Source organism: Leucobacter sp. WKLB1 (assembly GCF_059696215.1).
In genome coordinates, this window is the sequence record NZ_AP046115.1 from 2460158 (window position 1) to 2481873 (window position 21716).

The window sequence follows — 21716 nt, forward strand, 5'->3', positions numbered from 1 at the left end:
CACAGCGCGGCAGTCGCGCGACGCGATCAGACGGGCTGCGGCGCTGTGCTCTCACCCGTGACGAGCGTGTGCCCCACATCGACGATCGTCGGCGTCGCGGGTGCGCGGTTGGCCTCGATGCGCTCGAGCAAGACGCGCCCCGCTTCCTCTCCGATGCGCCGGCTCGGCACCAGCACGGTGGTGAGCGACGGGGTCAGGTGCTGACCGAGTTCGAAGCCGCCGAATCCGGTGACGCCCACGTCGCCGGGAATCGCAACTCCGGATCGCACGGCTTCGAGCACCGCTCCCGAAGCGAAGACATCGCTTGCAAACATGATGACGTCGGCCTGTGGCAGCTGTTCGCGCGCCTGCCGAAAGAGTTCGCGCCCCGCTTCCATACTCACTCCGGCCGCGCCCGAATCGAGAATGCGCACGGGCACCTGCGGATACAGTCGGCGCATGCCGTCTTCGAATGCGGCACGTCGGCGCAAGGCGCGCACATCGCCCCCGGCGAACTGGCCGGCGAGCACGGGGAATCGGTAGCCAAGGGCGTGCACGTGCTCGATGAGGCCGCTCATCGCAGCGTAGTTGGAGAATCCCACGACCGAGTCGACGGGGTGCTGGGTGAGCTCCCACGACTCGACAACCGGCACCTGGGCCGCGTTCAGCAACGTCTGGGCTCCGGGGCTGTGCTCGGTTCCGACGAGCACAATGCCGTCGGGGCGCCGACCGAGGAAGGCGCGCAGCATGTCTTCCTCCTGCTGCAGGCTGTACTCGGTCGTGCCGATGAAGAGGTGGTAGCCGTGGGGTGCGAGCACCGTTTCGAGCCCTTGCACGGTCTCGGCGAACACCGAGGCCGATACTGCCGGAATCAGCACCGCGATCGTACGGCTGCGGTTCGAAGCGAGGTTGCTCGCCGCCAGATTCGGCACATACCCGGTCGCGCGAATCGATTCCTGCACGCGTTCCAGAGTGTCTTCGGAGACGACATCGGGCTGACGAATCGCGCGCGAGACGGTTTGGGGCGACACCCCGGCGTGCGCGGCGACCTCGGAGAGCGTGACGCTGCGGGTGGATCGCCGACTCGCGCGCTTCTCACTCTCACCGTGCATGTTCACCCCAGGAGTTCTCTCCGAGCCAGATTACGCATCAGCGCGCCGACTCCGAATTGCCACGGAGCGCAGTCTTCGCTGTAGGCGACCCGATTGACCAGTGTCCCCAGTGTAGGCGACGAGATTCGTACGACATCGCCGACACGGTGCGTGAATCCGGCCCCCGGTTCGCCGCGATCCTCCGTCGGTGCGAACAGCGTGCCGAGGTACAGCGCCGCCCCGTCGGGATACTGGTGCTGCGGTCCGAGCAGCTGACGCACGAGGTCTTCGGGGTCGCGACTGATCTGCGTCATGTCCGACTGCGCGTCGAGCACGAATCCGTCTGCGCCTTCCACGCGCAGGTGCACCGCTGCGCTGCGCACGTCGTCGAGGGTGAACCCGCCGTCGAAGAGACGGATGAAGGGGCCGAGCGATCCGGAGGCATTGTTGTCTTTCGCCTTCGGCAGCAGCAGCGCGCTGCGACCCTCGACGTCGCGCAGATTCAGATCGTTGCCGAGGGTCGCACCGAGAATGCGCCCCGAGGGGTCGACGATCAGCGCGATCTCGGGCTCCGGGTTGTTCCAGGCCGAGGTCGAAAGCACACCGATCTCTGACCCGGTGCCGATCGAGGCGAGCACGGGGCATTTGGTGAAGATTTCCGCGTCGGGGCCGATCCCGACCTCCAGATACTGGCTCCACAGCCCCTGCTCGATGAGGTACTCCTTGAGCTGCTGCGCGGCGGCCGACCCGGGCTGCACCGCGCGCAGGTCGCCCCCGATCATGTCGAGCACCTGAGCGCGCACGCGATCGGCCTCTTCGGCGTTGCCGCGCGCACGCTCCTCGATGACCCGCTCGAGCATCGACACCGCGAACGTCACGCCCGCCGCTTTCACGGCTTGCAGGTCGACCGGTGAAAGGAAGCGCACGGCGTCGGCGTCGGAGTCGAGGGTCGCCGCGAGAATGTCAGCGGGATGGCCGAGCACGGCGCCGCGCGCGTCTCGAGCGGCCTGCGCCGGGTGCTCCGCCCGCATGAGATCGCTCACGGTCGCGAACGAGCGCGACAGGTCGTAGACCGCGTCGCCCGTGACCAGAACGGGGCTCGGGCCCGAGACCGCCGGGTCCCAGACCCGGCCGATCAGTGTGGCGGAAGCGTGGTCCTCGGGCAGTGTGTCGGCGAGGGTGAGGGGCCAGGAAGCAGACATGGGACGTCCTATTCGATCGTTGCGAGAAGAGTGCGGCAGTGCGGCGACTTGCTGCGCTGCGGCCGCAGGCGCCGTGGATCAGCGCCCGGTGAAGGTGGCGTCGCGGCGTTCGGCGAAGGCGCGTCGCCCTTCGGCGGCGTCCTCCGTCGCAAAGGCGACGGTCTGCAGGTCGCGCTCGTACGCGACGGCCTGCTCCTGCGGCAGGTTGTAGGCTGCGCGGATGTTGGCCTTCGCCGTTTCGACGGCGATCGGGGGGCGCGAGGCGATGATCGCAGCGAGCTCCCGTGCGCGCGGGATCAACCGGTCTCCGGCCACCACCTCGCTCACGATGCCCCAGCGCTGCGCGGTTTCCGCGTCGATCATGTCGCCCGTCATGGTCATGATCGCCGCGTTGCTCGGACCGGCTGCGGCGGCGAGGAAGGCGCTCATGCCGCCGCCGCCGATCCACCCGAGTTTCACCTCGGGCGCCGCGAGCTGCGCCGTCTCAGCAGCGATGCGGATGTCGCAGATCAGCGCGGTTTCGAGGCCACCGCCCAGCGCATAGCCGTTGATTGCCGCGATGATCGGCTTGCGCAGTTGGTGCAACGCGTCGCAGTAGTCGGTGCGGTTGCGAAATTCCCACGGCGTCGCATATGCGTCGAGCGAGCGGATGTCGCTGCCGGCGCAGAAGGCGCGCTCGCCGGCACCGGTGAGGATCACGGCCCGCACCTCGGGGTCGTCGTTCGCCGCGTGGGCGATCGCCTCGAGGGCGTACGACATCTCGGGGGTGACGGCATTGAGTTTCTCCGGACGCTGCAGCGTGATCGTCAGGATGTGATCGGCGAGTTCGACGCCGATCTGCTCCGTCGCGAGTTCGGTGATGCGGGTCATGAGCGACCTTCCACAACGGGCTCGCGCGAGCGGCGAGCGAGATCGGCGAGCGCGCTGACCGCGTCGCTCGGGCTGAGCTCTGCGGCGAGCGCCGCGCGCACGATCGCGGAGCCCGTGAGCTGTGATTCCGGGAACCCTGCGTACCGGGGGCGCACGACGGAGGCCTCGATGGTGCTCCGCGTCGCCGAGTAAAACCCTGCCGCGGCGGCGTCGACCTCGACGTCGCTCCACGCGGCGCTCGCCGCGGGCTGCCCGGCGAACTCGGGAATGATCCGACGCTGCGTCGCGGGGGCGGCCAGCCAGCGCAGGAAGGCGCGGAGCGAATCCGAGATGTCAGCGCGACGACTGATCGCCACGCTGGTACCGCCGATCGTCGAACCCGGAGTTCCGCCGGGCGTTGCCGCGGGCGCGGCACCGAACGCGACTGGCGTGGCTCGATCGGGCAGCGAGTAGTTGACGTACCCGAAGACGAGCGGCACGTAGGCGAGCAGGTCGTCCGAACCGACGCGTTCGAGGAGCCCGATCGGGTTCAGCTCGGCGTACTCAGGTCGTGCGTGGGCGTGCACGGCCTGCAGCAGGTCGAGGGCCTCGAGCGCGACGCGATCCGGCACCCAACTCTCGCCCGGCGCGTCGACCGGCGGCGAACCCAGAGCGGCCGCGACCGAGAACAGTGAGATGAGCGCGTGCGGGCCGGCGAGACTCAGCGCGACCGGTTGCTGCCCGGCGAGTGCCGCGACGTCGCCCCACGTCTCGGGCGCCTCGGCGACCACGCGCGCATCGCGCGCACTCACCTGCGTCGCCGCGTCGATCGGCAATGCCCAGGTCTCCCCGGCGCTCTGATACGACGCGAGTGTGGGCCCGACATAGCCGGTCGAGCACAGCGGGTCGTTGGCCCCGAGCACCGACTCGATCGACTGCAGCGACCCGGTGGCGAGCGCGTCGCCGACGTGCGGATGATCGAGCACGATGAGGTCGTAGCGATCCGCGAGATCGTCGATCGGATGGGCTTCGAACCCCTCCAGAGGCTGCGCGTCCCAGGTCACGTCGATGCCGCGTTCGCGCCACAGCACGGATGCTGCCTCGAGCCATACTCTGCCGCGCGGGTGATCCCACGTCAGACCGCGATAGGCGTTCACGGGAGTTCCAGCGCTTCCTCGAGCTGCGCGACGACACCCGAGGCGATCAACCGGTCGACGTCGGCGCTCGACCTCCCGAGCTCGGTGAGAATCTCCCGGCTGTGCTCCCCGGTCTGCGGTGCACCGCGGTAGACGGCGGGCGGCGACTGCGAGAACCGGTAGGGGAAGCCGGGAGTCTTCACGCGACCCTCCGTCGGGTGGTCGTACTCTACAAACGTCTGATTGTGGGCGATCTGGGGATCGTTCACGAGATCTTCGTACGAGTAGACCGGCCCGGCCCATACCCCGCGTTCGGCGAAGAGCGCCAGCCACTCCGCACTGGTGCGGGTTTCGAGCGCGCGCGCCGTCTTCGCGAACAGTTCATCGCGCATGCTCCACGCCGCCTGCTCATCGTCGAGACCGCGCAGCGACTCGTCGCCGAAGAGGTCGGCGAGCACCTCGAGCGGCGGGAACGCGAGCACGATGTATCCGTCTTGCGTGCGGAACGATCCGTAGGGCGAGCGGATGTAGACGTGCGCGTGCGGCTGCGCACTGCGCTTCTGCGGCACCCCGCCGACCGTGTACACCGACAGTTCCTGCATCTGCAGCGTGGTGATCGCGTCGAGCATGTTCACCGTGACCAGCTGGCCCTCGCCGGTGCGCTCGCGGTGCAGCAGCGCGGCGAGTACGCCTTCGAACGCGGTCGAGGCCGTCACCGCATCGGCGAGATACTGGCCCGCGGCCTGCGGCGGTTGCCCGACGGCTCCCGTCGAAAGCATCGCGCCCGACATGGCCTGCAGCAGCAGATCTTGGCCGGGGCGGTCGCGATACGGCCCGTCTTCGCCGTAGCCCGAGATCGAGACGTACACGATCGACGGGTTGATCGCCCGCAGCGACTCGTAGTCGACGCCGAGACGCTGCGCGACGCCCGGGCGATAGTTCTGCAGAAAGACATCCGACTCCGCGACGAGCTCGGCGAGCAGGGCGCGTCCCTCCGGGTCCTTCAGGTTCACGGCGAGCGATCGCTTGTTGCGATTCAACGACAGGAACGACACGTTCACTTTGTTGCCGGTCACCCCGCCGGCGGGGGTGTGACGCTGCCACTCCCCCGTGGTCGGCTCGACCTTCACCACATCCGCCCCCAGGTCGCCGAGGCGCTGCGCCGCGAACGGCCCCGCCATCGCGATGGAGCAATCGAGCACGCGATAGCCGCTCAGCACACCGTTCGAGGCGGTCATGCGGATCCTTCTTTCCTTGCAATGGACTGCACGCGCGAGCGCGCGGCAGCGGTGGCTTCGACGCCGTCGAGCAACGTGACGGCAGTGCGGTACCGGCGAGTTTCGCCGTGCTCGAGCCAGGTCATCGAGCCGTCTGCACGCGCGGCAGCCTCTCCCGAGACGTGGTGCGTCGACGGTTCGAGCCCGACACCGTACTGACCCTCGCGCAGGTTCTGCCACTCGAAGAAGTGCGGCATCCCTGCCGCATCCCAGTCGAGCTCGATCCCGAATTCGCCATCGCTGCGGATCAGCGCGACCCGGTGGCGACCCGACTCGTCGGCGGCGAGCGCGTGCTCCCACACCTGTTCGACGAAGTTTCGCGTCGGTGCGATGAGGCGATCGAACGGAGCGCCCTGATCCGTCACCGAATCGGACTGCCAGAGATGCCCCTCGACCGCGCCGTGGAATTCGGAGCCCGCGTCGACCACGGGCCATCCGATATTGATGTGATAGAGAAACATGTGCGGGGTGCGCTCGAAGCCGAGGTTCTCGACCTCGTCGTCGATGCGGAAGCCGCTGCCGAACACATCGACCTCGATCGTGCGGCGCAACCGCAGGTGCTCGCCGAACGATGTCGCCTGCACGACCTCACCCCGAACGCGAAGCACCCCGCCGTTCTCCTGCCAATCCTCATCGATGGAGAGCAGCCGCGCCGGCAGCGAGCTGAGGCGCCCGTGCAATCCGTGACGCACGGTCTGCTTGGGCGGGTAGTGGTAATGGCTCGCGTCGTACTCGCCGCCGAAGAGCGCGTGATCGAGCCCCCCGCTCACCAAGAAGCCGTCGAGGGTGCGCAGCCAGGCGAGGCCGTCTTCGGCCTCGACCTCGTGCAGCGACGGGTGGCGGTAGCCGTTGCCCGAGCGCCACGAAACAGGCACGCCGCGGTAGCGCACATCGCCGAGATCGAAGGCCCGGTCGATGAGCACCTCGACCTCGAGCCCGTCGGCATTGCGGATCTGGAGCGAACGCACGCCGCGCTCCTGCCCGTTCGACCGCGTGACCTCGCGAATCTCCGCGAACGCCGCGAGATCGCCGCTGCGACGCCGCAGCTCCCCGGTCGAGAGCCGCACGGCTTCGCCGTACCAATCGTTCGCGCTCATTCCATCACCCATCCGCCGTCGACGTTGATCGTCTGCCCGGTCACGAAGGAGGCGTCGTCGCCGACGAGGAACGACACCACCGATGCCAACTCATCGTTGCGCCCGCGGCGCTTGATCGATTGCTTCTCGATGACCGCTCGGTTGTACGTCTCGGGGTCGCCGTTGATCTCCTCGGCTTTCGTCGGGAACGCACCGGGAGACACCGCATTGACCCGCACCCCCGTCGGCCCGAGTTCACGCGCGAGTGAACGGGTGAGCCCGACCGCGGCCCCCTTGGTGGAGACGTAGCTCACCAGGTGCTCCCACCCCCCGTGGAAGGTGATCGACCCGATGCTCACGATCGCTCCACGTCCGCGCGGCACCATGCGCTTCGCCGCAGCCTGCGCTCCGGCGAAGTAGGCGATCTGATTCACTCGCAGCACGTCCTCGTACTCCGCGAGCGGAATCTCGAGAAACGGGGTGGCCGGATAGATGGCGGCGTTGTTGATCATGGCCTCGACCGGACCGAGTTCGCGCTCGGCGCGGTCAACGGCGGCGTCGATCGCTGCAGTGTCGCGCAGGTCGAGCTCGATCGCCAGGTTGGTGATGCCGTGCTCGTCAAGCAGGGCCGCCGTTTCGCGGAGCGTCTCGGCACCCCGGCCCACGACCGCGACCGCATAGCCGTCCTGGCCGAGGCGCAGCGCGATCGCGCGCCCGAGGGCGCCTCCCGCTCCGGTGACGAACGCGGAGCGGGAGGCGGGTGATGCAGTGGTCGGCATGCTCAGACGCCCTGACGCTTCAGCACTTCGCGCAGGAACTCCTTGGCGCGCGGCACATCCGACTCATCGAGGTGCTCGATGATGAGCGGCACGTTCGGGTTGCGCTCCGACAGGCGACGCACATACAGGTCGTAGTCGAGGGAACCCAGGCCCGCCGCCGGAAGTTCGATCTCCCCCACGCCGCGGAACGTGTGCGAGGCGAGCGCGTCGTCATCCCCGATGTCGGCGTGCTTCTCGCTCTTGTCGTCTCCGGCGCGCTTCACGTCTTTCGCGTGGGCGATACGGACCCGGTCGCCGAGCGTGTCGAAGACCTCGTTCAAGACGCCGGCCTGATCATCGATGTTGCTCGCGTCGAAGTAGTTGGTCGGGTCCATGAGCAGCTCGAGACCGGGGTGGTTGATGTCGTTGAACACTCGCGATGTCTCGCGAACCGATCCGACCACATTGTTGACGTAGGTCTCGAGCAGGAACGTGGCGCCGTGATCCCACGCTTCCTGGGCGAGCTCCGTGAGCACCGAGCGCACCTGCTCATAGGCGTCTTCACTGCGGTTGTGCGGATCGTGATCCCATTCGCTCTCAGCGTTGAACGTGCCCGACTCGCTGATCACGTACGGGGTGCCGAAGTCTCGGGCGCTGCGAATGATCTCTTTCAGGCGTTCAACGTTCGAGCGCCGCTTGTCGAGGTCGGGGTGCACGATGTTCGTGTAGCCCGAGATCGCGCAGATCGGCGCATCGTGGTCGCGGAACGTGTCTTGCACGCGCTTCGCCTTCTCCTTCGTGATCTGGCCCGATGAGAGATCGATGTCTTTGAAATGCAGGTCGAGTTGCACCGCATTGAGACCGAGCTCCTGGATCTTCTGCGCGGTGGTCTCGAGATCGTAGGGGAAGTAGCCCGAGAAGATGCCGATCTGAATCATGGTGGAAGTGCTCCTTTGCGTTCCGTGTTGGGGGTGTGGGTGAATACGGTCAGTGGGTCAGTGGGACTGCGAGGCGTCGAGCGCGAATTCGTCGAGTCGTACGGCACGACGCTCGTCGAGCGAGCGATAGCCCGCTTCGATGAGCGCCATCGTGCGTACGTTGTCGGCGACCGTGAGCGCGGGCGACTCGCCGCTGTCGAGGGCGTGCTGCACCTGCTCCATCACGCCGATGAAGGCGTGCGGAAACCAGTGGGTCTCCCATTCGGGCGTGACCCACTCGCCGTCGGTCTCGCGCGCCGAGGCGAAGGCGATGGTCGAGGGAGCGCCATCGGGCCACCCGATCGTGCCGCGGGCAACGCCCTCGGTGCCTTCGACCCGCCAGGAGATGCAGAAGTCGGAGTCGAAGCCCTCGTGACGCGGCCCGCCCCACACGTCCTCGCGAGAGACAGCCAGCACGCCGTTCTCGAAGCGCAGCGTCGACGCGACGATGCCGTCGGTGTGCGGAAACTCGGTGCGGGGATCGGGGCGCCCGGCGGTGTAGATATCGATGGGCTCACCGAACAGGTAGCGGAGCGCGTCGAGGTGATGGACGCTCATGTTCGCGAGAGTCAGCCGATCGTACTCGGCGAGGAATGTCTGCCAGTGCGGCACCGCGTGCATGTCGATCGCGGCGAAGACAGGGTCTCCGAGCGCCCCGCGGTCGAGGAGCTGCTTGAGCGAGCGGATCGACTGGTCGTACCGCATGTTCTGGTTGACCGAGAGGATCTTGCCGGCCGCGGCAGCTTCGTCGCGGAGCGCGATCGCGTCGTCGAGCGAGAGCGCGAGCGGCTTCTGCGCGAGCACCGCGCGCACGTGGGGCTGCGCGAGCGCCAAGCGGATGAGATCGGGCTGTTGATCGGGCGGAAACGCGATGTCCACGATCTCGACACGCGGGTCGAGGATCAACTCCCGCGGTGAGGCGTGCACCGTGCCGATGCCGTAGCGTGCGGCAACCGCCGCCGCGTTCTCGCGGGTTCGGGAAGCGATCGCGACGACCGGGAATCCGGCCTGCCGGTAGGCCTCGAGGTGCTGGTCGGCCATGATCGCACCGGCACCGATCGCCCCGATCGCATGCGTCCGCGCCCGCACTGGGGCGTCGGGTTCGAGACCGAGTGATGCCGCGCTCCGAACCGAGCGCGACGCCTCGAGTGTCTCCGTTGATGTCATCTGCACTTCCTCCTTGAAGTTGCGCGTGAGCGCCGCGGCCATCATTTCACAGTCGTTATGTTAGCGCTCTTGGCAGCGCTGCCATTTTGATGTTAGTGTCACCACGCAGCGTTCGTCAACACGTTCCCGAAACCACACGGAAACGCTCCCGGCATCGTCGCCAGGAACCCTGCACCGCGCAGTTTGATTTCAAAGGAGAAAGCATGCAGCACTCACGCACCATCACCCGAGGCCTGGGCATCGCGGCGATCGCAGCCCTCACCGCCGGCCTCGCGGCCTGCAGTTCAGCACCCGCCGAGGGCGGAGGCTCCGGTGGGAGCGCCGGTGGCGGGGACGGCGAAAAGTTCGTCATCGGCTTCCAACAGCCTCTCGGCGGCCAGGCCTGGCGCGAGACCGGCCTCGCGGCGATGCAGGCACTCGCCGCGCGCGATTACGGCGACTCGGTCGAACTCAAAATCGTTCGCACGAACGACAACGACGCGGCACAGCAGAACGCCGCCATCCAGAACCTCATCGCGCAGGGCGTAGACGCCATCCTCTTCGACCCCGCTTCGGCGACCGGCGCCGACGCGGCGATCTCGCAGGCCAAGGCGGCCGGAATTCCCGTCTTCGCCAACGGCGGCCCCTACGACAATGACTACGTCTATACGGTTTCCACCGACTGGGCGAGCGCCGGCAAGAACGGCGCCGAATGGCTCGTCTCGCAACTCGGCGACAACAAGGACGTCGTGGTGCTCGAGGGCGTCGCCGGCGTGCCGCTCAACGACACGTCCATGCCGACGGTGAAGAAAGTACTCACCGACGCCGGCGTGAACATCGTCGCGGAGGGTGCGAACGGGTGGAACGAAGCCGACGCGCAGCAGACGATGTCGCAGATCTTGCAGTCGCACCCGGATGTCGGTGGCGTGTACTCGTTCCTCACCGGCGGCCAGGGTGTCCCGGCAGCCTTCGCCGATGCGAACATCGACTTCGTACCGGTCGTCGGCGGTTCGGGGTACAACGCCGAGGCGTGCACGCTCGTCGACGATGCGGACGCCGGACTCACGGGAAACATGGTCTTCGGTCAGCCCGCCATCTATGCCAAGGGGCTCGAGCAGGCCGTGAAGCTGCTGAAGGGCGACACGATCGACCAGGAGCAGTACTTTGCTCCGGCCGAGATCACCACCGAAAACGCGGCCGACTTCTGCCAGCCCGATATGCCCGACAACTTCCAGCTGGGCTACGACTTCCCCGGTCTCGACATCACGCTCGACGAATACCTCGAGTTCGCCAAGCAGTAATCGCGATTCATCGAGGAGGCACAGATGACCCAGCAGATCGGTCCGGTCGACGTCGCACAGCCGACGTCGACCGGCCGTCCTGCGCCACTCCTCGTGGCGCAGGACCTCAGCAAGCAATACGGCGCGGTGACCGCCGTCGCCAATGTCACCTTCACCTGTCAGCCAGGCGAGGTGCACGCGCTGGTCGGCGAGAACGGCGCGGGCAAAAGCACCGTGTCGAAGATTCTCTCCGGCGCCGTGGTGCCCACGAACGGCACAGTCACAATCGACGGCCAGCACTTGGAAGGCGGCAGCATCGCTCGCGCTCGGGCGGTCGGCATCGCCTGCGCGTACCAGGAGATCGCGCTGGTACCCGAATGGACCGTCGCGGAGAATCTCGCGTTGCCCGAGGTCGGGTCGACGCGCCTCTTCTCCCCCGGCAGAGCCCTGCAGCGCGCTCGAGAGATCCTGGAGCAATTGCACCTGCCGCACATCGACCCGCATGCGCGGCTCGGCACGCTACTGCTCGCCGACCGGCAACTCGTCGAGATCGCACGTGCGATCGCCGCCCGCCCGAAACTCCTCATTCTCGACGAGGCGTCGAGCGCCCTGACCCCACCCGGCGTGGAGTGGCTCTTCGACCGCATCCGTGACATCACCGCGACCGGCAGTGCGGTCATCTACGTCACGCACCGGCTGCAGGAGTTGCAGGTCATCGCCGACCGCGGCACCGTGCTGCGCGATGGCGCGGCCGTCGGCACCTTCGCGCGCGGCGAGTGGACCGAGGACTCCCTCATCACGATGATGGCCGGTCGCGAAACGCAGAAGCAGTTCCCGCCGGCACCGACCGTACCCGACGACGCACCGGTCGTGCTCGACGTGCGCGGGTTGCAGTCGAACCGACTGAGCGACGTGTCGCTCACCGTCCGTGGCGGGGAGATCCTCGGCATCGGTGGCCTGCAAGGCCAAGGGCAGACGGAACTGCTGCGAGCCCTGTTCGGAGCCGTTCCCGCGACCGCGGAGCACTGGGAAGTGGCCGGCGCTGCCGTCGGCAAGCTGAACCCCCGACGTGCGGTGAAAGCGGGACTCGGGTACGTGCCCGAAGACCGCAAGACCGAGGGCCTGGCGCTCGAACTGGGCGTCGGCGAGAACCTGTTCGCCCCGTGGCTCTCGCTCACCGGCTCGGGCGGTGCACCGCTGCTGCGCCGGCAACAGGGGTGGATCGACGGCGTGCTGCACGCGCTCAGCGTGCGCACGCGGGGGCCGCTCGAAGCTGCCGGGGCGCTCTCGGGCGGCAACCAGCAGAAACTCGTCTTCGGCCGCTGGATCGACCGCGATCGACGCGTGCTCATCTTGCACGACCCCACGCGCGGCATCGACGTGCGCGCCAAGCAGGAGCTGTATCGCGCCATGATCGCTCTGGCCGAATCCGGAGTCGGCATCGTCTGGTTCTCCAGCGAGGTCGAAGAGCTCGTACACCTTTGCAACCGCGTCGCCGTACTGTATCGGGGCGGCGTCGTGCAAGAACTCGCGGGATCCGAAATCACCGCCGACGCCGTAGTCGGCGCGGCCGTAGGAATGGCGGCACACTCATGACCACCGGCACCATCTTCGCGCCCGTCGCACCGCGACGTTCGCTCCCGATCTGGGTGCAGCGCTCACTCCACGAAGGAGCCGCGCCGCCCGTCATCGCGTTCGTGCTCTTCATCGCGATCTATCTCTCCGTGAACCCGAGCCTGCTCACCCGATTCCAGTTGCAATCCGCCGCAAACCTCGTCGTGCCACTGGCAATCGCGGCGCTCGCACAGCTGATCATCGTGCTCATCGGCGGCATCGACATCTCGATCGGCGCGATCATCAGCCTGTGCAACGTCGTCTTCGCGACCAGTCTCGCAGCGCTCCCCGGCCCGGTGGCCCTCGTGCTCGCCGTGCTCATCGGGATCGTGTGCGGACTGTTCAACGGACTGCTCGTCGCCTTCGGCAGGCTGCCGGCCATCGCCGTCACCCTCGCCAGCACGTTCATCATCGGAGCGATCGCGCGTACCGTGCTCGACCGCCCCGGCGGTGCACTGAGCGAGACCATCTTCAACGTGACGAGCGGCGAGGCACTCCCCTACCTCCCGATGGCGGTCGTGTGGCTGATCCTCGTCGCCGTACTCGTCTGGTTCGTGCTGCAGCGCACCGCGTTCGGGCGCCAGATCTACGGCGTCGGGTCGAACCGCGATGCCGTGCAGGCGGCGGGCATCAACTCGCGCATGGCGATCCTCGGCGCATTCATGCTCTCGGGCGCACTCGCGTCGATCGCCGCCGTACTCCTCGCAGGTTCAACGGTGACCGGCGACCCCCGCAGCGGCGACTCCTACCTGCTCACGTCGATCGCGGCGGTGGCGCTCTCCGGCGCGAGCTTCGCGGGTGGGCGCGGCTCGGTGCTGGGCACAATCGCCGCGGCGATCACGCTCGGGCTGGTCGGCAACCTGCTCTTCTTCGCCGGCATCAATTCGTACTGGCAGTACATCATCAACGCGCTCATCATCTTCGCGGTGGTCGCCATTCCCGTACTGGTCCGCGTGATCAGCACACGGAAGGCGCTCGCCCAGGGAGGACACCATGACTGACACACTTCCCGGCCAGGCCGTGAGCGCGACGCCGCGCCCCAGCGGGCGTTCCCTGCTGCGCCGCATTCCCACGAGCGCATGGGTCTTCATCGCCTTCCTCGTGCTCTTCGTCGCGAGTGGCGTGATCCGACCGAGTTTGTTCACTCTCGACGGGCTCATCACCACCGTCACGTTCGCATCGATTCTCGCGGTGGCCTCGTTCGGCCAGACAATTGCCGTGATTCAGGGCGGTATCGATCTCTCGGTCCCCAACACCATCGCGTTCGCCGCACTGTCATTCCTCACTTGGAATGCGACGCTCGGGCCCGTGCTCGCCCTGATCGCCGCCCTCGCCGCATCCGCCGTCATCGGGTTCGTGAACGGATACGTCATCGCCAAGATCGGGCTGACCCCGATCGTCACGACGATCGCGATGAACGGGCTGCTCTTCGGCGTGCTCCTACTCAACTTCAGTCTCTCCGAGCTCACCAATGTGCCCGATTTCTTGAAGGCCATGACCTCGACGAAGCTGCCGTTCCTCGGCTCCTCCATCGCGGCCGTGGTGCCACTCGCGGTCGTGCTCATGCTGCTGCTGCACGCGCTGCTGCGCTGGACCGGGTGGGGGCGCGCCCTCTTTCTCGTCGGCTCATCGGAGGCGACCGCGCATCTCACCGGCCAACCGGTAGCGCGCATCCGCATCTCGGGCTACATGCTGAGCAGCGTGCTCGCCGGATTCGCCGGAATCGTCATCGTCGGCTACTACAACCAAGCCGAAACGATGATGGGTGCACCATACCTGCTGAGCTCAGTCGCCGCCGTCGTCGTCGGTGGCGCCTCAATCTTCGGCGGTCGCGGGTCCGTGCTGGGCACCCTTGCCGGCGCACTCGTACTCGGTCAGGTGTCGACCCTCGTCGTTGTCTTCAACCTCGGCGTCACCGTGCAAGACATGGTCTATGGCGCCATCATTCTGGTCGTCGTCGCGCTCTACGGCCGATCCCATGGCCGCTGATCCCGCGACCGCAGATACCCCCGTTTCACCCGTCATATACGAAAGCAGCCAGATGCCCAGTCACACCGAGCTCTCCTCCGAACTCGAAGTCGTCGTCGCCCGAGCCACCGCAGCAGCCCCCCAGCTCGCCGCCACCACCGCACAACACCGCGCACACGCACTCGTCACCATCGCCGACGCACTCGAAGCCGCAACACCCGAACTCGTGAACATCGCACTCCGCGAAACCGGACTCACCGAGGCCCGCCTCACCGGAGAAATCACCCGCACCGCCGTCCAACTCCGCCTCTTCGCCGACACCATCGTCGACGGCGGCTACCTCGACGCCCGCATCGACCACGCCGACCCCGACTTCGCCCTCGGCGCACGCCCCGACATCCGCCGCACCCACCTCCCCCTCGGCCCCGTCATCAACTTCTCCGCCTCCAACTTCCCCTTCGCGTTCTCCGTCATGGGCGGCGACTCCGCCGCCATCCTCGCCGCCGGCTGCCCCCTCATCGTCAAAGCCCACTCCGGGCACCCCGAACTCTCCGACGCCACGGCACGCGTGGCTACCGAGGCGATTCGCGACGCGGGGCTGCCCGAGGGATCATTCCAACTCGTGCACGGACGCGAAGCCGGGGTAGCGATCCTGCAAGACGCGCGCGTGCGCGCCGGATCGTTCACGGGATCGATCGCCGCCGGGCGCCTGCTCGCCGACATCGCCGCAGCTCGCCCCGCCCCGATCCCCTTCTACGGCGAACTCGGCAGCGTCAACCCGGTCTTCATCACCGCCGACGCCATCGCCGAGCGCGCCGAAGACATCGCCACCGGCTTCGTCACCAGCGTCACCGGGTCGGCGGGGCAGCTGTGTACGAAGCCCGGGTTCGTCTTCGTGCCGGCGGGAGTGGCGACAGAGCAGTGGCAGGATCGCATCCGCACCGCCGCAGAGGGCACTGCTGAGCACCGCCTGCTCGACCCGCGCATCGCCCGCGCGTATGACGAGCGCCGTACGGCAGTGCTCGGTGCGCGCGGGGTGCGCCCGATCGTCTCAGGCGGCGTGCGATTCGACGAGGCTAGGCAGGGCTGGGCGACTCCCACCATCGTCGCCGTCGACCTTGACGACTTCCGTGCCGAGCACCAGGCGCTTGCCCACGAGGCGTTCGGCCCGCTCTCCATCATCGTCGAGGTGTCTCACGGCACCGACTTGGCAACCTTGTTGCCCGAGTTCTTCGAGGGAAATCTGACTGCGACACTGCACCACGGCGGGGCCGAGGCCTTGCCGACGCATCCGAACGCCGCAGCACTCGGCGCTCTCGTTCACGCAATGGCCGAGCAGGTCGGTCGCGTCTTGTTCAACGGATGGCCGACCGGTGTCGCCGTCACACCCGCACAACAGCACGGCGGCCCCTGGCCCGCAACGACAAACGATGCCTCGACCTCGGTCGGCACGGCAGCGATCACGCGCTTCCTGCGCCCCGTCGCCTTCCAGAATGCCCCCGTCGCGCTTCTCCCCGAGGCCCTCCGCGACGACAACCCACTCGGGGTACCGCAGCAGATCGCCCCCGCAGGCGAATCCCGCGCCTGGGGAGCCCGCTGGCGGTAGACGCCCGCGCCTCGCCTCGCGGCGGTGGCCCCGCCCCAGTAGCCCCGCGCCACTTCCGCCGAACGCCGCCCATCTCGCCGAATGCCTGCCGAATGCACGCGCACATCGCAGGCGCTCGGCGAGATGGGCGGCGTTCGGCGGGAGCGGGTGCGGGAACCGGCGACTGCATCGTTCCGGTACCGTCGAAGCATGCCCAGTCTGATTCAGCAGCGCCTCGCCTTCGAACGAGATTCGCGTACCGGGTGGTGGATGCTCGTGATTGCCATTCTCTCCAGCGCGTTCTCAATCCAACGCGCCATCACGGGCCCCGGGTGGCTCTGGTTCGCGACCGCGATCTGGGTGACGCTCGGATTGGTCTCGCTTCGGCGCATCCTGCGCGCCCGACGAACACGCCGCGAGTTCGAGCTCGAGCACGGATCGGACGCGGGCGTACGCTTCTAACGCAGCCTCGCCCTCACCATCACCGCGCGGCCCATCGCCCACCGCGCGATCGGCGCCGCACACACAACGATCCCCCCGGAGCTTGCTCCGAGGGGATCCATCGTATGCAGCCGCGACTCAGTGCCAGAGCACCGCCAATGCAACATTGACGAGCGAGAGGCCGGCGATGGCGCCGAGCATGCCAGCCGACGTGGGCTGCTTCTTCCGACCGATGAGCACAACGGCGATGAGCACGAGCAGCACGACCAGCTTCACGCCGATCTTCGCGTTGTTCGGCTGGCCACCGGTCGCATAGACCATGCCCACGAGCAGCAGGCCGGTCGCGAGCAGCAGCCAAGCGCCGTGCAGAATGCCCGGCGTGATGCGAGCGCGCGCTTCCTTCACCGCCGAGAGCTGCGCCAGCGTGCTGCCGAAGACAGCGCCGAAGCCGACGAGATGCAAGACGATCAGAATTCCCTTGACGATTTCCACGTCTTGATTCTGACGGCACGCACCCCGCCGCGCAACGTAGGCGAGGCTTGCTCACAACTGATGAATCATCAGTAAAATTGCAGATCAGCGCCCATTCCGATGAAAGGCCCCAGCTTAGTGGAAGAAGTGGCGCTCGCCGGTGAAATACATCGTGACGCCGGCCGCCTCGGCGGCTGCGATGACCTCGGGGTCGCGCACCGATCCGCCCGGCTGCACGACGGCGCGCACGCCGGCATCGAGCAGCACCTGCAGTCCGTCGGCGAACGGGAAGAACGCGTCAGACGCCGCGACCGAGCCGCGCGCACGATCGCCGGCACGCTCCACCGCAAGGCGGCATGAGTCGACACGGTTGACCTGCCCCATGCCCACGCCGACCGACGCACCGCCCGAAGCGAGCAGAATAGCGTTCGACTTCACCGCGCGACTCGCGCGCCACGCGAACTCGAGATCGGCGAGGGTCTCGGCATTCGCCGATTCGCCCGTCGCGAGCTCCCATTCGGCGGCCGGCGCGAAGGCATGATCTGCGTCTTGCAGGAGGAAGCCGCCCGACACCTGCCGCAGTTCGACCGGATTCGGGGTGTAATCGGCGGGAAGCACGAGCAAACGCACGTTCTTCTTCTGAGTGAGGATCGCGAGCGCCTCGGGCTCGAAGCCCGGCGCGACGATGACCTCGGTGAAGATCTCGGAGACCGTCTCAGCCATGGCCCGCGTGACGACGCGGTTCGCGGCGATCACGCCGCCGAACGCCGACACGGGGTCGCAGGCGTGAGCGAGCTCGTGCGCTGCGGCGATCGGATCTGCTGCGCCCTCGGGCGCGACGGCGATGCCGCAGGGGTTCGCGTGCTTGATGATGGCCACGGCCGGGCGCTCGTGATCGAACGCGGCGCGCAGTGCGGCATCGGCGTCGACGTAATTGTTGTACGACATCTCTTTGCCGTGCAACTGGGTTGCCTGCGCGATGCCGGCGCCCTCGTTCTCGGTGAACAGTGCGCCGCGCTGGTGGCTGTTCTCGCCGTAGCGCAGCACCGACTCGCGCAGGCCGAAGACCTCGTAGCCGACGTAGCCCTCGGTCGTTGCGAAGATGCTGTCGATCGAGGCCTCGTCAGACGGCGCCTCAAGCGTCTCGGCAGCGCCCCACTCGGCATCCTCCTGCTCGAGGAACCAGTTGGCGACGGCCGCGTCGTACTGCGCGGTGTGCACGAACGCCTCGGTCGCGAGCGAACGGCGCTGGGCGAGGGTCGTGCCGCCGGCCTGCACCGCGGCAATGACCTCGTCGTAGCGCGCCGGGGAGACCACAACGGCCGCGTTCGCGTGGTTCTTCGCGCTCGCGCGCACCATTGCGGGGCCGCCGATGTCGACGTTCTCGATGACGTCGGCGGCGGGCTTGCCCGAGGCGACCGTCTCTTCGAACGGGTACAGGTTCACGACGACGAGCTCGAACGCGGCGAAGCCGAGCGTCTCGAGCTGTGCGCGGTGGTCTGCGAGGCGCAGGTCGGCGAGCAGGCCGGAGTGCACGGCGGGGTGCAGCGTCTTCACGCGCCCATCAAGCGCCTCGGCGAACCCGGTGACCTCGGCGACGTCGGTCACCGCGTGGCCCGCTTCGCGGATCGTCGAGGCCGTCGAACCGGTCGAGACGATCTCGACACCGGCTGCGGCGAGCGCAGCGGCGAGGTCGAGCAGGCGGGTCTTGTCGCTCACGGAGATGAGCGCGCGGCGCACGGGAATCTGGTCGCGGTGTTCGTACAGGCTCGGATCGTGGCTCTGAACTGCCATGCGGAAGGGCTCCTCGGGTTCGTGTTCGCTGGCTTCGGAAGGGTGTGAGGGGTCGCTGGGTCACCCACGGCGGTGCGGGATCACCCGGCCCGCGGCAGCGTGAGCTGCCCGAGTGCGATGTCGCGCACGGTCTGCACGAGCAGCGGGCGTTCCAGCTGCTTGATGCGTTCGTGCAGCTCGTCTTCGGTTTCGCCGGGCTGCACCTCGACGGCGGCCTGGCGCAGCACGGGGCCGGTGTCGACGCCCTCGTCGATGACGTGCACGGTAACGCCGGTGCGCTCAGCACCCGCGGCGAGCGCATCGCGGACGGCGTGGGCGCCGGGGAAGGCCGGGAGCAGCGCAGGGTGCGTATTGATGAGGCGCGGGCTGAACTCGCGCACGAAGCCGGGTGGCAGAATGCGCATCAGACCGGCACTCACGACGAGGCCGGCATCAGGGCCGCTGCCGACGCCGTGCTCCTGAATGGCGGCGGCCAGCACCTGCCCCCACTCCTCACGCGTACTGGAGTCGCGCGGGCGCACGACGAACGTGGGAATGCCTGCGGCACGGGCGTGGTCGAGACCCGCCGCTTCGGTGTCGGAGCCGACGCAGACGATGCGTGCCGGAAACTCGGGGTCGGCGGTCGCGTCGATCAGCGCTTTGAGGTTGCTGCCGCCACCGGAGATGAGAACCGCGATTTTCAGCACCGGATCAGTCTACGCGACGCGCGGAGCGACTCATTTCGCTGCCGCTGCGTCGCGCCGCTCCGGCCCGCACTGCGGCCCCGAGCCACGAAGCCGCGAAGGCGCCGCGGCGGCTCAGCACTCCCGTACGTCGTCCGCGATGAGCCAGGGCTGGTGCGCGGCGTAGTGCGCGTCCTCCTGAGCAGCCCAGCGCTCCCAATGGGGCGCGTACGTGTCGCCGTCTCGGGCGAGGGCCCGCGCTTTGCGCTCCGCGGCCGCGCACTCGAGCCAGATGCTGCGCACACGGGGCTCCCGCTCTCCACCCGAGGTCCGCGCACCCCACTCGCGCGCCGCCACCACGTTCTCGGCAGTCAACGCCCCGCACCCCTCGATGATGAGGGGCAAACGGGGCGCCAACGGATTCCACGCGCCGAAGCGCTCCGCGATCCAGTCGTAGGCGGCGAATCCGCCCTCGCGCAGTGCACGGGCGACGCCGAGCGATCCGGCACCCAGCCCGTCCCACCCGGGGTACAGCTCTTCGACGTGCAGCAGCTCCGCCGGACGGCCCGATGCCGCGCAGTACTGCTGCATCACAGCCGCCAGCTGGGTCTTGCCCGACCCCGAGCGCCCGTCGATGATGAGCACATCCCAGTCCACCGCAAATGTCTGCATCAGAACTCCCGATTCCCGTCAGTGCGCCAGCGCTCCGCCAGCAGCATGACGCCCGCGGTGAGCACGCCGAGCACCACCGCCCCGGCGAGGCCGGCACCGTAACTGCCCGGTGCCTGGTGACCGATGAGCGCCGCCACCGCGACCGGCAGCGTCTGCTCCCCCGGCCGCACCAGAAACGACGTGGCCCCGAACTCGCCGAGCGAGGCCGCGAAGGCGAAGCCGAGCGCGAGCCCCGTCGACCGCCCGAGCAGCGGCACGTCGATCACGCGCAGCATCGCGAACGGCCCCGCCCCGAGCGAGGCGGCGGCGTCGCGCAGTTCGGGGGCGATGCCCCTCAGCACGGGCAGCAGCGTGCGCACCACGAGCGGCAGGGCGACCAGCGCCTGCGCGATCGGGATGAGCGCGGTCGAGGTGCGCAGATCCAATCCGATGCCGAGCGGCCGATGCATCGTGAGCAGCAGCCCGAATCCGAGGGTCACTGCCGACACTCCGAGAGGCAACATGACGAGGCCGTCGAACAGGTCGATGCCGCGGCGCAGGGTTCGGGATCGGGGCCGGCGCGACAGCACGAGCGCGAGCAGGGCCCCGAGCACCATTGCGAGGAGCGCCGCCACCACCGCGATGCGGAGCGACGCGAGGATCGCCGAGAGCACCGAGCCGTCGATCGGCAACCCTTCGGGAGGCACGACGAGGGCCGTGTAGTTTGCGAGCGTCCACGCACCGCTGCGATCCCGCAGCGACCGCGACAGCAGGGTGATGAGCGGCAGCGCGTGCAGCAGAGCCATCGTCGCCCCGAACACCACCAGCGCCGGGATGTCGACGCGACGGGGGCGCGCCCCGTGCGCGCGATCCTCACGCAACTGCACCGCTCGTTCGCCTGCCCTGCGCAGTCGCGACGACACCACGAGCGCGAACCCGACGATCGCGAACTGCGCGATCGACAGCACGGCGGCGCCCCGCAGGTCGAGGTACTGCACCGTGAGCCGGTAGATCTCGGTCTCCACGTTCGCGAACGCCGAGCCGCCGAGAATGAGCACAATGCCGAAAGACGTGGAACAGAAGAGGAAGACGAGCGACGCCGCCGAGGCAAGCGCTGGCCCGAGCGCGGGCAGAGTCACGAGGGTCCAGGCCCGCGCTCGCGAGGCACCGAGCACCCGCGCCGCCTGCTCGGAGGTGTCGTCGAGCCTCGCCCAGAACCCCCCGACGGTGCGCGCCACCACACCCACGTTCGGAAACGCGAGGGCGAGTACCACCGCGGCAAAGCTCCGGTCAAGGCCCCACCCTGCGAACGGACCGCCCGCGCCGAGCAGCGCGGAGAACGCGACGCCCACCACCACCGACGGCAGCACGAACGGAACGGTGAGAAAGCCCCGCAGCAGGCCCTGCCCCGGAAAGTCGAGGCGGTAGAGCACGTACGCCGCGGGCACACCCAGCGCGAGCGAGATGAGCGTCGCGACACCGGCCTGGGCGAGCGTCTGACCGATGACCCGCCAGGTGCGCCCCGCGCCGAACACCTCGGGGATGCCGCTGAAGTCGAGCGCACCGTCATCGACGAACCCCGTCGCGATGAGCGACACCACGGGCCACAGGAAGAAGAGCGCGAGGAAGGCGAGCGGCACGGCCGTCGCCGCCGTCCACGCCGCGACACCCCACGGGCCGGTGCTCAGGGTTCGCCGCGTATCCCGGGGCATGGACTGCCGCGGTCGCGGCGCCTGCTCGGGCGCTCTTCCTCCGCGGC

General features: G+C 68.2%; 20 protein-coding genes. 6 read left to right on the forward strand and 14 right to left on the reverse strand.

Features of this window, described 5'->3' with window-relative positions; translation table 11 throughout:
• Window positions 1-26: 26 nt before the first annotated feature.
• From ACZF5Y_RS11200 to ACZF5Y_RS11240, 9 genes are all read right to left on the reverse strand, one after another.
• Window positions 27-1091: a LacI family DNA-binding transcriptional regulator gene (locus tag ACZF5Y_RS11200; protein ID WP_497532725.1), complete on the reverse strand. Its 1065-nt coding sequence runs from the start codon at window positions 1089-1091 to the stop codon at window positions 27-29.
• Between the two features lie 2 nt (window positions 1092-1093).
• Entirely contained in the window at window positions 1094-2272 is a 1179-nt protein-coding gene (locus tag ACZF5Y_RS11205; protein WP_497532726.1) for a fumarylacetoacetate hydrolase family protein, read from the reverse strand.
• Window positions 2273-2350: 78 nt separating this feature from the next.
• The gene (locus tag ACZF5Y_RS11210; RefSeq protein ID WP_497532727.1) at window positions 2351-3142 is read right to left on the reverse strand and encodes an enoyl-CoA hydratase/isomerase family protein; all 792 of its coding nucleotides are present in this window, start codon (window positions 3140-3142) and stop codon (window positions 2351-2353) included.
• Window positions 3139-4278, reverse strand: a complete 1140-nt coding sequence (locus ACZF5Y_RS11215) for a type 2 periplasmic-binding domain-containing protein (protein ID WP_497532728.1) — start codon at window positions 4276-4278, stop codon at window positions 3139-3141. Before ACZF5Y_RS11215 ends, ACZF5Y_RS11210 begins: the two co-directional genes overlap by 4 nt.
• Window positions 4275-5495 carry a CaiB/BaiF CoA transferase family protein gene (locus ACZF5Y_RS11220; protein ID WP_497532729.1) on the reverse strand — a complete coding sequence of 407 codons (1221 nt, stop codon included), beginning with the start codon at window positions 5493-5495 and terminating at the stop codon, window positions 4275-4277. Before ACZF5Y_RS11220 ends, ACZF5Y_RS11215 begins: the two co-directional genes overlap by 4 nt.
• A complete protein-coding gene (locus ACZF5Y_RS11225; RefSeq protein WP_497532730.1) occupies window positions 5492-6631 on the reverse strand; it encodes an aldose 1-epimerase family protein in 1140 nt (379 codons plus the stop codon). The genes ACZF5Y_RS11220 and ACZF5Y_RS11225 overlap by 4 nt, the downstream gene beginning before the upstream one ends.
• Window positions 6628-7389 carry an SDR family NAD(P)-dependent oxidoreductase gene (locus ACZF5Y_RS11230; RefSeq protein WP_497532731.1) on the reverse strand — a complete coding sequence of 254 codons (762 nt, stop codon included), beginning with the start codon at window positions 7387-7389 and terminating at the stop codon, window positions 6628-6630. Before ACZF5Y_RS11230 ends, ACZF5Y_RS11225 begins: the two co-directional genes overlap by 4 nt.
• A gap of 2 nt (window positions 7390-7391) precedes the next feature.
• On the reverse strand, window positions 7392-8306 hold the full coding sequence (locus tag ACZF5Y_RS11235; RefSeq protein ID WP_053352853.1) for a sugar phosphate isomerase/epimerase family protein: 915 nt from the start codon (window positions 8304-8306) through the stop codon (window positions 7392-7394).
• 57 nt (window positions 8307-8363) lie between these two features.
• Window positions 8364-9512 (reverse strand): Gfo/Idh/MocA family protein, encoded by a 1149-nt coding sequence (locus tag ACZF5Y_RS11240; RefSeq protein WP_497532732.1) that lies wholly within the window; start codon window positions 9510-9512, stop codon window positions 8364-8366.
• 203 nt (window positions 9513-9715) lie between these two features.
• On the opposite strand from ACZF5Y_RS11240, the gene ACZF5Y_RS11245 reads away from it, so the two are divergent.
• From ACZF5Y_RS11245 to ACZF5Y_RS11270, 6 genes are all read left to right on the forward strand, one after another.
• Window positions 9716-10792: a substrate-binding domain-containing protein gene (locus ACZF5Y_RS11245; RefSeq protein ID WP_497532733.1), complete on the forward strand. Its 1077-nt coding sequence runs from the start codon at window positions 9716-9718 to the stop codon at window positions 10790-10792.
• 24 nt (window positions 10793-10816) lie between these two features.
• Window positions 10817-12367, forward strand: coding sequence for a sugar ABC transporter ATP-binding protein (locus tag ACZF5Y_RS11250; RefSeq protein WP_497532734.1), 1551 nt, complete (start codon window positions 10817-10819; stop codon window positions 12365-12367).
• Window positions 12364-13386, forward strand: a complete 1023-nt coding sequence (locus ACZF5Y_RS11255; RefSeq protein ID WP_497532735.1) for an ABC transporter permease — start codon at window positions 12364-12366, stop codon at window positions 13384-13386. Before ACZF5Y_RS11250 ends, ACZF5Y_RS11255 begins: the two co-directional genes overlap by 4 nt.
• Window positions 13379-14374: an ABC transporter permease gene (locus ACZF5Y_RS11260; protein ID WP_497532736.1), complete on the forward strand. Its 996-nt coding sequence runs from the start codon at window positions 13379-13381 to the stop codon at window positions 14372-14374. The genes ACZF5Y_RS11255 and ACZF5Y_RS11260 overlap by 8 nt, the downstream gene beginning before the upstream one ends.
• A gap of 52 nt (window positions 14375-14426) precedes the next feature.
• Window positions 14427-15959, forward strand: a complete 1533-nt coding sequence (locus ACZF5Y_RS11265; protein ID WP_497532737.1) for an aldehyde dehydrogenase (NADP(+)) — start codon at window positions 14427-14429, stop codon at window positions 15957-15959.
• A 189-nt stretch (window positions 15960-16148) separates the two neighbouring features.
• Window positions 16149-16400: a hypothetical protein gene (locus ACZF5Y_RS11270; RefSeq protein ID WP_497532738.1), complete on the forward strand. Its 252-nt coding sequence runs from the start codon at window positions 16149-16151 to the stop codon at window positions 16398-16400.
• Between the two features lie 117 nt (window positions 16401-16517).
• Here the strand turns inward: ACZF5Y_RS11270 and ACZF5Y_RS11275 are convergent, their stop codons facing one another.
• The 5 genes from ACZF5Y_RS11275 to ACZF5Y_RS11295 form a co-directional block, all read right to left on the reverse strand.
• Complete coding sequence (locus ACZF5Y_RS11275) at window positions 16518-16871, reverse strand: hypothetical protein (protein ID WP_497532739.1); 354 nt, start codon at window positions 16869-16871, stop codon at window positions 16518-16520.
• A gap of 114 nt (window positions 16872-16985) precedes the next feature.
• A complete protein-coding gene (gene purH, locus ACZF5Y_RS11280) occupies window positions 16986-18644 on the reverse strand; it encodes a bifunctional phosphoribosylaminoimidazolecarboxamide formyltransferase/IMP cyclohydrolase (RefSeq protein ID WP_497532740.1) in 1659 nt (552 codons plus the stop codon).
• Window positions 18645-18724: 80 nt separating this feature from the next.
• Entirely contained in the window at window positions 18725-19330 is a 606-nt protein-coding gene (gene purN, locus ACZF5Y_RS11285) for a phosphoribosylglycinamide formyltransferase (RefSeq protein ID WP_497532741.1), read from the reverse strand.
• Between the two features lie 111 nt (window positions 19331-19441).
• Window positions 19442-19978, reverse strand: coding sequence for a nucleoside/nucleotide kinase family protein (locus ACZF5Y_RS11290; protein ID WP_497532742.1), 537 nt, complete (start codon window positions 19976-19978; stop codon window positions 19442-19444).
• Window positions 19978-21669 (reverse strand): ABC transporter permease, encoded by a 1692-nt coding sequence (locus tag ACZF5Y_RS11295; RefSeq protein WP_497532743.1) that lies wholly within the window; start codon window positions 21667-21669, stop codon window positions 19978-19980. The genes ACZF5Y_RS11290 and ACZF5Y_RS11295 overlap by 1 nt, the downstream gene beginning before the upstream one ends.
• Window positions 21670-21716 lie beyond the last annotated feature (47 nt).

Excerpts from the sequence above, each read along its gene's own strand:
- ACZF5Y_RS11210 (WP_497532727.1), bottom strand. The coding sequence starts at position 3,142 with ATGACCCGCATCACCGAACTCGCGACGGAGCAGATCGGCGTCGAACTC.
- ACZF5Y_RS11290 (WP_497532742.1), bottom strand. The coding sequence starts at position 19,978 with ATGCAGACATTTGCGGTGGACTGGGATGTGCTCATCATCGACGGGCGC.
- ACZF5Y_RS11235 (WP_053352853.1), bottom strand. The coding sequence starts at position 8,306 with ATGATTCAGATCGGCATCTTCTCGGGCTACTTCCCCTACGATCTCGAG.
- ACZF5Y_RS11230 (WP_497532731.1), bottom strand. The coding sequence starts at position 7,389 with ATGCCGACCACTGCATCACCCGCCTCCCGCTCCGCGTTCGTCACCGGA.
- ACZF5Y_RS11250 (WP_497532734.1), top strand. The coding sequence starts at position 10,817 with ATGACCCAGCAGATCGGTCCGGTCGACGTCGCACAGCCGACGTCGACC.
- ACZF5Y_RS11205 (WP_497532726.1), bottom strand. The coding sequence starts at position 2,272 with ATGTCTGCTTCCTGGCCCCTCACCCTCGCCGACACACTGCCCGAGGAC.
- ACZF5Y_RS11265 (WP_497532737.1), top strand. The coding sequence starts at position 14,427 with ATGCCCAGTCACACCGAGCTCTCCTCCGAACTCGAAGTCGTCGTCGCC.
- purH (WP_497532740.1), bottom strand. The coding sequence starts at position 18,644 with ATGGCAGTTCAGAGCCACGATCCGAGCCTGTACGAACACCGCGACCAG.
- ACZF5Y_RS11260 (WP_497532736.1), top strand. The coding sequence starts at position 13,379 with ATGACTGACACACTTCCCGGCCAGGCCGTGAGCGCGACGCCGCGCCCC.
- ACZF5Y_RS11255 (WP_497532735.1), top strand. The coding sequence starts at position 12,364 with ATGACCACCGGCACCATCTTCGCGCCCGTCGCACCGCGACGTTCGCTC.
- ACZF5Y_RS11220 (WP_497532729.1), bottom strand. The coding sequence starts at position 5,495 with ATGACCGCCTCGAACGGTGTGCTGAGCGGCTATCGCGTGCTCGATTGC.
- ACZF5Y_RS11200 (WP_497532725.1), bottom strand. The coding sequence starts at position 1,091 with ATGCACGGTGAGAGTGAGAAGCGCGCGAGTCGGCGATCCACCCGCAGC.
- ACZF5Y_RS11245 (WP_497532733.1), top strand. The coding sequence starts at position 9,716 with ATGCAGCACTCACGCACCATCACCCGAGGCCTGGGCATCGCGGCGATC.
- ACZF5Y_RS11240 (WP_497532732.1), bottom strand. The coding sequence starts at position 9,512 with ATGACATCAACGGAGACACTCGAGGCGTCGCGCTCGGTTCGGAGCGCG.
- ACZF5Y_RS11225 (WP_497532730.1), bottom strand. The coding sequence starts at position 6,631 with ATGAGCGCGAACGATTGGTACGGCGAAGCCGTGCGGCTCTCGACCGGG.
- ACZF5Y_RS11270 (WP_497532738.1), top strand. The coding sequence starts at position 16,149 with ATGCCCAGTCTGATTCAGCAGCGCCTCGCCTTCGAACGAGATTCGCGT.
- ACZF5Y_RS11295 (WP_497532743.1), bottom strand. The coding sequence starts at position 21,669 with ATGCCCCGGGATACGCGGCGAACCCTGAGCACCGGCCCGTGGGGTGTC.